This is a genomic window from Thiobacillus thioparus DSM 505 (assembly GCF_000373385.1).
Lineage (GTDB): Bacteria > Pseudomonadota > Gammaproteobacteria > Burkholderiales > Thiobacillaceae > Thiobacillus > Thiobacillus thioparus.
Map to the genome: position 1 here is coordinate 92984 of NZ_KB891329.1, position 11218 is coordinate 104201.

Genomic DNA, 11218 nt, shown 5'->3' on the forward strand with positions numbered 1-11218 from the left:
TTTTTTATTGGTGCGGCGGTCGGGGTTACTCTGCGCCTGCGGTCGAATTGAACCCGGCGTCGACATAGGTGATTTCGCCCGTAATCCCCGACGCCAGATCGGAGAGCAGGAAGGCTGCGGCATTGCCGACCTCTTCTATCGTCACGTTGCGGCGGAGCGGCGCATTCTGGGCGACGAGGTCGAGCTTCTCGCCGAAGTTGGCGATACCGCTGGCGGCCAGCGTCTTGATCGGGCCGGCCGATACTGCGTTGACGCGGATACCCTTGGGCCCAAGGCTTTGCGCCATGTAGTACACGTTGGATTCCAGACTGGCCTTGGCCAAGCCCATGACGTTGTAGTTGGGGACCGACCGGATCGCACCCAGATAGGACAGGGTCAGCAGCGCTGCCTTGCGGCCTTTCAGCATTGGCAGGGCCGCCTTGGCCAATGCGGCAAAGCTGTAGGAACTGATGTCGTGGGCGATGCGGAAGTTTTCCCGGGTGACAGCGGAAAGAAAGTCGCCGGCAAGGGCCTCCTTTGGCGCAAACGCGATCGAATGAACCAGACCGTCGAAGCCGTCCCAGTGTTTGCCGAGCTCGGCAAACAGCGCATCGATCTGCTCGTCGCTGCCGACGTCACACGGAAACACCAGGCTGGAGCCGAATTCCTTGGCAAACTCGGTCACGCGATCCTTGATGCGTTCGCCTTGATAGGTGAAGGCCAGTTCGGCGCCTTCGCGCTTGCATGCCGAGGCGATACCGTAGGCGATGGAACGGTTGGATATCACGCCGGTGATCAGCAAGCGTTTTCCTACAAGAAATCCCATGATGGTCTCGAAGAGTTGAGTTGCTCCGGATTATAACGGCTGACGTTAGCGGCGCGCTTGGGTACACTGGTGCCATGGTGCGTATTGGGGCAATTTTATTAAGGATGGGCTTGCTGGGGATGGGCGTGGGCCTGCTGGCAGGCTGCTCCGACAGCTGGAACAATCCCTACCCCGGCGCCGATGCGCACGCCAATGTGTTGTATAGCGCGTTTTCCGAACGCCCCAAGCATCTCGATCCGGCCCGCTCTTACAGCTCGAACGAAGCCGAATTCACCGGGCAGATTTACGAACCGCCCCTGCAGTACCATTTCCTCAAGCGCCCGTATACGCTGATCCCGCTGACGGCCGAAGCCGTACCCACACCGCACTATCTTGACGCAGCCGGCAAGCCGCTTGCCGACGATGCACCTGCCGACGCCATTGCTGAAAGCGTGTATGAAATCCGGATCCGTCCCGGCATCCGCTATCAGCCGCATCCGGCGTTTGCGCGCGATGCAGCAGGCCACTATCGTTACCATGCATTGGATGCGGCTGCCGTGGCGAGCAAAAGGCAGATCGGCGATTTCACGCATACGGGCACCCGCGAACTCGTCGCAGCCGACTATGTCTACCAGATCAAGCGGCTGGCGAATCCCCGCTTGAGTTCACCGATTTTTGGGCTGATGTCTGAGCACATCGTTGGCCTGAAGGCGCTCGGCGACACGCTGGAGAAGGTATCCATGGCCCATCCCGACGCAGAACTGGACCTGAACGACTTTCCGCTGGCGGGCGCGGAAGTGGTGGATCGATATACGTATCGAATTCACATCAAGGGGAAATATCCGCAGTTCATCTATTGGCTGGCGATGCCGTTTTTCGCGCCCGTCCCGTGGGAGGCCGACGCCTTCTATGCGCAGCCGGGTATGGCGGACAACAACCTGACCCTGGACTGGCAGCCGGTCGGGACCGGCCCCTACTACCTGTCCGAGAACGATCCCAACCGCCGCATGGTGCTGACGAAGAATCCCTACTACCACGGCGAAACCTATCCCGAGGACGGCGACGTAGCGGATCGCCAGGCGGGTCTACTGGCGGACGCCGGCAAGCCGCTGCCGTTCGTGGACAAGGCTGTGTTCAGTCTGGAAAAGGAAACCATCCCCTACTGGAGCAAGTTTCTGCAGGGCTATTACGACAGTTCCGGCATCAGCTCGGACAGCTTCGACCAGGCCGTGCAGTTCTCGGCGGGTGGCGATCCGCGGCTGACCGACAGCATGCGCGAGAAGGGCATCCATCTCGTTACTGCGGTGGCGGCTTCGATCTGGTACGTGGGGTTTAACATGCTCGATCCGGTGGTGGGCGGTCAGGGTGAGGATCGCCGCAAGCTGAGGCAGGCAATTTCCATCGCGTTCGACTACGACGAATTCATTTCCATTTTCCTGAACGGCCGCGGTATTCCGGCACAGGGACCGATCCCGCCCGGGCTGTTCGGATACGTCGATGGCGTGGCAGGGCTGAATCCGTATGTCTACGAGACGCATGACGGCAAGATCGTGAGACATTCCATCGAGATGGCGAAAAAGCTGCTGGCCGAAGCAGGTTATCCCAATGGCCGCAACGTCAAAACCGGCGAGCCGCTGGTGCTCTATTTCGACACCATGGCAAGCGGCCCCGATACCAAGTCGCGGCTCGACTGGATGAAGAAGCAACTCGACAAGCTCAATGTGCAGCTGGTCGTCCGCGGCACCGATTACAACCGCTTCCAGGACAAGATGCGCAAGGGCAACGCGCAGTTGTTCGAATGGGGCTGGAATGCCGATTATCCCGATCCGGAAAACTTCTTCTTCCTGCTGTATGGGCCGAACAAGAAAGTGGCCACCGGGGGCGAGAACGCAGCCAACTACGACAATCCTGAATTCAACCGCCTGTTCGAACGCATGAAGGATATGGACAACGGCCCCGAGCGCCAGCAGGTGATCACCGCCATGCTCGAGATCGTGCGCCGCGATGCCCCCTGGATTTTTGCCTACTATCCCAAATCCTTTGGCTTGCGCCATGACTGGGTCCATAACGTCAAGCCCAACCTGATGGCCAACAATACGCTCAAGTACCGGCGTATCGACCCGGATCTGCGTGCCGCCCGACGCGCAGAATGGAATCGTCCCGCGCTGTGGCCGATCATGCTGCTGGTTGGCGGCGTGGTTGCACTCATCGCGCCGGCAGTGGTCGCCTGGCGCCGGCGCGAGAGGACGACCGCCTGATGTTTGCCTACATCCTGCGCCGCCTGCTGTATGCCATTCCGATCTTGATCGGCGTCAACCTGCTGACCTTCGCACTGTTCTTCGTCGTCAATACGCCGGACGACATGGCGCGACTGCAGCTCGGCGCCAAACACGTGACGCCCGAGGCGATCGAGCGCTGGAAGGTCGAACACGGCTACGACAAACCGCTGCTGCTGAACACCCGGGTGACCGGGAGTGCGCAGCTTACCGACACGCTCTTTTTCAAACGTTCAGCCGCGATGTTCGCATTCGAATTCGGCAAGGGCGACGACGGCCGCGACATCGGCAACGAGATCCGTACCCGCATGGGGCCGAGTCTGGCGATCGCGCTGCCCGTGTTTGTCGTCGGCCTGCTGGTCAACATTACCTTCGCTTTGCTGATGGTGTTCTTCCGTGCAACGTATCTCGATGTGTGGGGGGTGGTGCTGTGCGTCGTACTGATGTCGATCTCAGGGCTGTTCTATATCATCGCCGGCCAGTATTTCATCGCCAAGTTGTGGAACCTGTTGCCGATCTCGGGCTATACGGGTGGCATCCATGGTCTCAAGTTCATCCTCCTGCCCGTGTTGGTGAGCGTGGTAGCGGGAATCGGTAGTGGATCGCGCTGGTACCGAACGATTTTTCTTGAGGAGATCGGCAAGGATTATGTGCGTACTGCACGTGCCAAAGGCTTGTCCGAGATTCGGGTATTGTTTCGTCACGTGTTGAAGAACGGCATGATCCCGATCCTGACCGGCGCGGTGGTGGTGTTGCCGCTCTTGTTCATGGGCAGCCTCATCACCGAATCCTTCTTCGGCATTCCGGGACTCGGCAGCTACACGATCGACGCGATCCAGGCGCAGGATTTCTCGGTGGTGCGCGCGATGGTGTTCCTGGGCTCCTTTCTCTATATCGTCGGCCTGATCCTTACCGACATTTCCTATTCGTGGGTGGATCCTCGGGTGCGGCTGCAATGAGCCTGGGCACATTCCATTTCGTCCCTGTCCTGTTGTGGACCGATGCGCTCATTTTCATGCTGCTGACCGTAGCGCTGGCAACAGTGTGGTGGATCCGCCGTCACGCGCACCTGCGCGCGCCGTGGGCAGCCGTGGCGAGACGCCCCATGGCGATGGGCGCGGCGCTGGTGCTGGCCGTGTTCGTGATCATCGGCCTGCTCGACTCGCTGCATTACCGCGAACGACTGGACGCCAGCCCGCCCGACAGACCGCAATATTCGGTCGAAGTGTTGTCGGTGTTCGACGCATTGGCCGGCAGATTGCGTACGCAGCAGGAAAAAACCTATTCCGCGCCGCTGGCGATGCACTTGTATGCCAAGGAGTTCACGGAGCGGGACGGCGCCACCGTTCGGGATTATCCGCGCCTGGAATATGGCGGTGCGCATCTGAAGCAGGCTGACGAGTACGTACCGGACATCGTCCGGCGCGTACTCGTCGGCCTGTTGCAGGGCCTGGCGAGCAGCCTGCTGCTGTTCGGCCTGCTTGCAGCATGGCAGGCACGCCATAGGCAGATGAGGGTCGGGAGCTGGTTGTCTGCCTGGGAAACGGGCCACCTCGGCTGGCCTGGGCGGACAGTCGTGATCGTGTTGGCGCTGATGCTGATGCTGGGGGCGGTGATCGCCCGCCTGGCCGCAGGCTATCACGTCTTCGGTACCGACAAGGTCGGACAGGATGTGCTCTACATTAGCCTCAAGAGCATCCGCACCGGCCTGGTCATCGGTACGCTCACGACACTGGTCACCCTGCCGCTTGCGATCGTGCTAGGGATTGCGGCAGGGTATTTCCGGGGCTGGGTGGACGACGTCATCCAGTATGTCTACACCGTGCTGAATTCAATTCCAGGCGTGCTGCTGATCGCAGCAGCGGTACTCATCGTACAGGTCGCCATCGAGGCCCATCCCGATCTGTTCGACACCTCGGCGGCACGTGCCGATGTTCGCCTGCTGGCCCTGTGCATCATCATGGGCGTGACCAGCTGGACCAGCCTGGCGCGCCTGCTGCGCGGCGAATCGCTCAAGCTCAGGACGCTCGATTATGTCGAGGCGGCACGGGCGTTCGGCGTTTCGCACGCACGCATCATCAGCCGCCACATTTTCCCCAACGTATTCCACCTCGTGCTGATTGCGATCGTACTGGACTTCTCGGGCCTGGTGCTGGCCGAGGCCGTGCTCTCCTATGTCGGGGTCGGTGTCGATCCCGCCATGTATAGCTGGGGCAACATGATCAATGGCGCGCGTCTCGAGCTGGCGCGCGAGCCTGTCGTCTGGTGGCAGTTGGGCGCGGCCTTCGCCTTCATGTTCACCTTGGTCCTGGCTGCCAACCTGTTTGCCGACGGCGTGCGCGATGCATTCGACCCGCGCCTGGAGGAACGGCAGTGAGCCCGCTACTGCGCGTCGACAGGCTGGTCACCGGTATCGGTGCCGCGCGCGTGGTCGATGGCGTGTCGTTCGACGTCGCGGCGGGCGAAACCTACGCTTTGCTGGGCGAGTCGGGCTGCGGCAAATCGATGACCGCCCTGTCACTGATGCGGCTGTTGCCGGATGGCGGGCGCATCCTGTCGGGTCACGTGCAACTGGGCGAAACCGATGTACTGGCACTGCCTGAACGCGACATGCGGCGTGTGCGCGGCGGGCAGATGGCGATGGTGTTTCAGGAGCCGATGCTGGCGCTGAATCCCGTCATCAAGGTGGGCGATCAGATCGGCGAGGCATTGTCCTTGCATCAGGGCCTCAACGGACAGGCTGCGCGCGACGCTGCGCGCGCACTGCTCGATTCGGTGGGCGTGCCGGATGCGGCGCGGCGGCTCGATAGCTATCCGTTCGAACTTTCGGGCGGGTTGCGCCAGCGAATGATGATCGCTATGGCCCTGGCGGGCGAGCCCAGCCTGCTCATCGCCGACGAGCCGACGACGGCACTGGACGTGACCATCCAGGCCCAGGTGCTCGACGTGTTGCGCAACTTGCGTGCGAAACGCCGGATGGGCATGCTGCTGATCACGCACGATCTCGGCGTGGTGGCCGAGAACGCCGACCGCGTGGGGGTGATGTATGCCGGCGAATTGCTGGAGGAGGGCGCACGCGACGCCTTCTTCGCGGCACCGCAACATCCCTACAGCCGCATGCTGTTCGAGGCCTTGCCGCGAACGGGCGATGCCGGGCGGTTGACCACGATTGCCGGCCAGGTGCCCCGACTCGACACGCAGTTGCGCGGATGCCGCTTCGCACCGCGCTGTCCGTTTGCCATCGCGCGCTGCCACGCGGAGTCGCCCGGCTGGCAGGAACTGGATGGGCAGCGGGTGCGCTGCCATCTGGCGGGCAGCTTGCCGGCGGGCAGCGTACGCGAACGCGTCACTCATCCCGTGGCGGCACATACCCCGCAACCGCTTCTGCAGGTGGAAGGGCTGAAAGTGCATTTCCCGATCCGGCGCGGCTTGATCCAGCGTACGGTGGGGCATGTGCGTGCCGTCGACGACGTGGACCTGACGATCCAGGCCGGCCGCACGCTGGCACTGGTTGGCGAATCGGGCTGCGGCAAGACGACGGTGGGGAAGGCATTGCTGCGGCTGATCGAGCCGACGGCGGGCACCATCATGCTGGGTGGCAAGGCGGTCCCCGCGAAGAATATGCCTACCCTGCGACGGCAGGCACAGATGGTATTTCAGGATCCGTTCAGTTCGCTCAATCCGCGCATGCGGGTGGCGGACATCCTGCTCGAAGGCATGGATGCGCTGGGTGTGGGCGCGCGCGGCGAACGACGCGGTGCCGTGGCTCGATTGTTGGATCAGGTCGGCTTGCCGGACGATGCGGGCGGCCGCTATCCCCATGCATTCTCAGGCGGACAGCGGCAGCGCATTGCGATCGCACGGGCGCTTGCCGTGTCGCCGCGGCTGGTGATCTGCGACGAACCAACCAGTGCGCTCGACGTGTCGGTGCAGGCGCAAATCCTGAATCTGCTGAAAGACCTGCAGGCCGATCTCGGTCTGGCCTATCTTTTCATCACGCACAATCTCGCCGTGGTGGAGTATCTGGCGCACGATGTGGCGGTGATGTACCTCGGGCGTATCGTCGAGCAAGGCCAGGCCGGTGCGGTATTGCGCACACCGCGCCATCCCTACACGCAGGCGCTGGTCAGTGCGGTGCCGCGCATCGAGCCGCCTGCCGGGCAGACGGTTATCCGCCTGGCGGGCGACCAGCCTTCGCCGCTCAATCCGCCGGTCGGCTGCCATTTTCATCCGCGTTGTCCGCACGCCAGCGCAGTGTGCCGGCAAACCTATCCGGAGCGAACCGATCTGGGCGGCGGACATTGGGTGCGGTGCCATTGGGTGGCAGCGCAGGGTTAAGGTTTCAGGAAACGGAGCATCAATTGAGCAGCGGCAAACACAGTCGAAATTTCTGGCTTGGCAACGGCGTCCTGGCCGTGGCGATGCTGACCCTGATGTTCATGGGGCCGCTCTCCAATGTGCTGGGCATCTGGGCCGCGGTGTTGTGGATGGTGCTGGCTGCGATTGGAGTGGCGCTGCTGATGTCGGGCAAGTCCGACGAACCGCCCGCATCGGACTGAGACGGTGGTTCTCAGGGCGCCCTGACGATTACTGTCTGACCCGCGCGGACCGTGCTGTGTTTCCTGAAAGCAGGATTCCACAGTCTGAAATCCGCCAGGCTGATGTCGAAATGTCGGGCGATGGCGCTCAGGGTGTCGCCAGGCTGTACGATATAACGGCTCGGTATGGCAGGTTTCGCGATGCGGGTGGCGGGGTAGGCGACGGGTTGGATGGACGCCGTCATCTGGCCCGGCGCGGGCGGCAGGCGCAGAGTCTGGCCAGCCGTGAGACGGCCATCGAGGCCGGGGTTGGCGTCGCCGAGTTCGGCGACCGTCAGACCGTAACGTCGGGCAATGCTGAACAGGGTGTCGCCGCGCTTCACTACGAACTGGGTCGGATTGGATGCGACAGGCAAGGGGCTGTCGGCGCTTGCGGTTGCCGTGCCCCGCTTCCTGACCGGCACCAGAATGACCTGCTCGCGCACCAGCTTGCCGCGTTTCAGATGGAACTGGTTGTGCTCTTCGAGGCTGGCAAGACTGATGCCGAAGCGTCCGGCAATGGTTTCGGGACGTTCGCCTTTTTGCGCAGGGTAGGGCTGCCAGGAATCCCAGTTTCCGGTTTCCAGATTGCGCTGGAAGGTGTCGGTCTTGGCGACCGGTACCAGCAGGTTGACCGGTCCGTCCGAGCGGATGAGCTTGCGTGGAAAGGCTGCGTTCAATGCGATGAATTCGTCGCTGCTCATGCCCGCCAGTCGCGCGGCGGAACGGATGTCCATGCTGGCGGAAGGAACGGTGACCTGCTTGAAATAGGGTTGGTTGGGGAGGGTGTCGATGGCGATGCCATAGCGCGCGGGATTGCTGATCAGGTTCCTGATGGCAAGAAGCTTGGGAACGTAGTTCCGGGTCTCGCTGGGCAGTGGCAGGCTGGCGTAATTGGTCGGCAGGCCTTGCTGGACATTCTTCTCGATGGCGCGGGCGACGCAACCTTCCCCGCAGTTGTACGCAGCGAGCGCCAGTTCCCAGTCGCCGAAATCAAGATAGAGCTTGCCCAGATAGTCTAGCGCGGCCTCGGTGGCGGCGGTGAAATCGCGGCGACCGTCGTACCAAGTATTCTGTCTGAGTCCATAGAGCCGGCCGGTGGAGGGGATGAACTGCCAGATGCCGGAAGCCGCGGAGGGCGATTCCGCCGTGGGGTTGAACGCGCTTTCAACCATCGGCAGCAAAGCGATTTCCATCGGCATCGCGCGGCGGTCAACTTCCTGGACGATATGGAAGAGGTAGCGGCGCGAGCGGTCGATCATGCGGCGCACATACTCCGGTCGTGCTGCGTACCAAGCTTCATGAAGGGCGACGAGCGGGTTTTTTGATGTATCGTCGTCGATCTTGAACCCGCTGCGGATACGTTGCCAGACGTCGTCTGCAGTGGCGGTTTCGGGCGTGGATTCGCTGGCGGACGTATCGCTGTCCGTGTTGGCCTCCCATTCCAGCGTCTGGATTCCGCCAGCGCTATCTGCCGCATGCACCGACGAAACGGAGAGCACCGCAAGGGTGGCCAGGTTGAGCAGATTTAATTTGATTCCGGGCAAAGACGGTCTCCCGTACTCAATAACCCCGCCATCCTAAGAGGCAGAAGGAGGTTGGTCAACCATCCCATGCATCCTTGGCGGCCCGGATCGCGCCAAATACCTCGGCGGGCGTAGGGCACGGACGATCCAGATAACGGCCAGCAAAGGCTGCCATGTCGGGATCGTGGAAGCGCAGGAAGGGATTGGTGGCTTTTTCCAGCCCCAGAGTCGAAGGCAGGGTGGGGCGATTCTCTGCGCGCAGGGCACGGTCGGATCGTTCGCGTTCGAGCAGCGCCGGATTGGCGCCATCGATGGTCTTGGCAAAGTCAATATTGCTCAGGGTGTATTCGTGTGCGCAGCAGACCCGGGTAGTATCAGGCAGCGCTAGAATGGCGTCTAGGCTGGCAGCCATGATCGCGGGGCTGCCTTCGAACAGCTTCCCGCATCCACATCCGAACACGGTATCGCCGCAAAACAGGCTGCCGTGGCCGACATAGCTGATGTGGTCGAGGGTGTGGCCCGGGGTGGCCAGCACGTCGAAATGTAAAAGCGGTTTGGCGATATCGACCGAATCGCCGCCGCGCAGGACGTGGGTCACCGCTGGAATGCGCGGATTGTCCGGCGCATAGATGGGGCAGTCGTAGCGTTGACGCAGCAGGACGTTGCCGCCAGTATGGTCGCGATGATGATGGGTGATCAAAATGGCGGTCAGAGTGAGGTGGTGGGCATCGAGGTAGGCGATCAACGGAACGGGATCGCCCGGATCCACCGCGACGGCATGATGGCCGTCGTGCCAGACCCAGATGTAATTGTCCTCGAATGCAGGCAGGGGAATGAGGGTCAACATGATGGGGCAGCCAGACAGGAGAAACGGCTATGTTATCCAAGCTGAATGCGGGATGGTTTGAAACGCCGCTCGGACAGCATCTGCTATTTCGGGAACAACGTTATTTCGACCAGGCAGTGTCGGATGTGTTCGGCTTCAACGCGGTGCAGGTGGGGTTGCCGGAGATCGATTTCCTGCGCAACAGCCGGATACCGCTGCGCGTGACCTGCGCGGTGGAGACGCCTGCCCAGGTGCAGGCCGATCCCATGTTTTTGCCGTTCGAGAGTCAGTCGCTCGACCTTTTGCTGTTGCCGCACGTGCTGGAATTCAGTTCCAACCCGCACCAGGTGCTGCGCGAGGCCGAACGGGTGCTGCGTCCGGAAGGCCGGCTGGTGCTGGCCGGATTCAACCCGCGCAGCCTGTGGGGGCTGGCACGCAAGCTGCAGGGCGGCGAACGTGGTTATCCGTGGAATGGCAGCTTCCTGAACATTTCGCGGGTGAAGGACTGGATGGTGCTGCTGGGACTCGAGGTGGCGGCGGGCAGCATGTGCTGCTACCGTCCGCCGGTCAACCGCGAGAACTGGCTGCGCCGTCTGCGTTTCATGGAGCCGGCCGGCGACCGCTGGTGGGCGATGGGGGGCGGCGTGTATTTCCTGCAGGCTGTGAAGCGGGTGCAGGGCATGAACATCATCCTGCCGCAGTGGACCACGCCGGTGGCGCAACGCCTGTTGTCGCCGGCAGCCAAAGTGATCAATCTCAAACAGTATCGGGTCCGTCGTGAACGCTGACACCATTTATATTTACAGTGATGGCGCCTGCAAGGGTAATCCTGGAGCCGGGGGCTGGGGCGCCCTGCTGGTGGCAGGGGGGCACCGCAAGGAAATCAGCGGCGGCGAGCCGAACACCACCAACAACCGCATGGAAATGACCGCGGTGATCCGCGCGCTGGAATCGCTGAAGCGCCCGTCCACGGTCGAGGTCCACACCGATTCCCAATACGTGCAGAAAGGCATCAGCGAATGGATGCCCGGCTGGAAGCGGCGCAACTGGCGCACCGCCGACGGCAAGCCGGTGAAGAACCAGGACCTGTGGCTGCAACTGGACGCATTGAGCCAGCTGCATCGCATCGAATGGAAATGGGTGCGCGGCCATGCGGGCCATCCCGAGAACGAACGCGCCGATGCGCTGGCCAATCTGGGCGTGCTGCAGGCACAACAACACTGAATACC

The 11218-nt window shown here is 62.2% G+C and carries 10 protein-coding genes; 7 read left to right on the top strand and 3 right to left on the bottom strand.

Annotated features, from left to right (window positions below; genetic code table 11):
* Positions 1-25 precede the first annotated feature (25 nt).
* Positions 26-805: an enoyl-ACP reductase FabI gene (fabI, locus tag B058_RS0112180; RefSeq protein WP_026240881.1), complete on the bottom strand. Its 780-nt coding sequence runs from the start codon at positions 803-805 to the stop codon at positions 26-28.
* 74 nt (positions 806-879) lie between these two features.
* Between fabI and B058_RS0112185 the strand changes: the two genes are divergently transcribed.
* The 5 genes from B058_RS0112185 to B058_RS0112205 are packed head-to-tail and all read left to right on the top strand — an operon-like array spanning position 880 to position 7619.
* A complete protein-coding gene (locus B058_RS0112185; protein ID WP_026240882.1) occupies positions 880-3042 on the top strand; it encodes an ABC transporter substrate-binding protein in 2163 nt (720 codons plus the stop codon).
* Positions 3042-4019, top strand: coding sequence for an ABC transporter permease (locus B058_RS0112190; RefSeq protein WP_018508771.1), 978 nt, complete (start codon positions 3042-3044; stop codon positions 4017-4019). Before B058_RS0112185 ends, B058_RS0112190 begins: the two co-directional genes overlap by 1 nt.
* A complete protein-coding gene (locus B058_RS0112195) occupies positions 4016-5437 on the top strand; it encodes an ABC transporter permease (protein ID WP_018508772.1) in 1422 nt (473 codons plus the stop codon). The genes B058_RS0112190 and B058_RS0112195 overlap by 4 nt, the downstream gene beginning before the upstream one ends.
* On the top strand, positions 5434-7398 hold the full coding sequence (locus tag B058_RS0112200; RefSeq protein WP_018508773.1) for an ABC transporter ATP-binding protein: 1965 nt from the start codon (positions 5434-5436) through the stop codon (positions 7396-7398). The genes B058_RS0112195 and B058_RS0112200 overlap by 4 nt, the downstream gene beginning before the upstream one ends.
* Before the next feature lie 23 nt (positions 7399-7421).
* On the top strand, positions 7422-7619 hold the full coding sequence (locus tag B058_RS0112205; protein WP_018508774.1) for a hypothetical protein: 198 nt from the start codon (positions 7422-7424) through the stop codon (positions 7617-7619).
* An 11-nt stretch (positions 7620-7630) separates the two neighbouring features.
* On the opposite strand, the gene B058_RS0112210 is transcribed toward B058_RS0112205, so the two are convergent.
* Together B058_RS0112210 and gloB are read right to left on the bottom strand one after the other, a co-directional pair.
* Positions 7631-9184, bottom strand: a complete 1554-nt coding sequence (locus B058_RS0112210; RefSeq protein ID WP_018508775.1) for a lytic transglycosylase — start codon at positions 9182-9184, stop codon at positions 7631-7633.
* A 55-nt stretch (positions 9185-9239) separates the two neighbouring features.
* Positions 9240-10010, bottom strand: coding sequence for a hydroxyacylglutathione hydrolase (gloB, locus tag B058_RS0112215; RefSeq protein ID WP_018508776.1), 771 nt, complete (start codon positions 10008-10010; stop codon positions 9240-9242).
* A gap of 29 nt (positions 10011-10039) precedes the next feature.
* On the opposite strand from gloB, the gene B058_RS0112220 reads away from it, so the two are divergent.
* The gene (locus B058_RS0112220; protein ID WP_018508777.1) at positions 10040-10777 is read left to right on the top strand and encodes a class I SAM-dependent methyltransferase; all 738 of its coding nucleotides are present in this window, start codon (positions 10040-10042) and stop codon (positions 10775-10777) included.
* Positions 10767-11213, top strand: coding sequence for a ribonuclease HI (gene rnhA, locus B058_RS0112225; RefSeq protein ID WP_018508778.1), 447 nt, complete (start codon positions 10767-10769; stop codon positions 11211-11213). Before B058_RS0112220 ends, rnhA begins: the two co-directional genes overlap by 11 nt.
* The last annotated feature ends 5 nt before the right edge of the window (positions 11214-11218 follow it).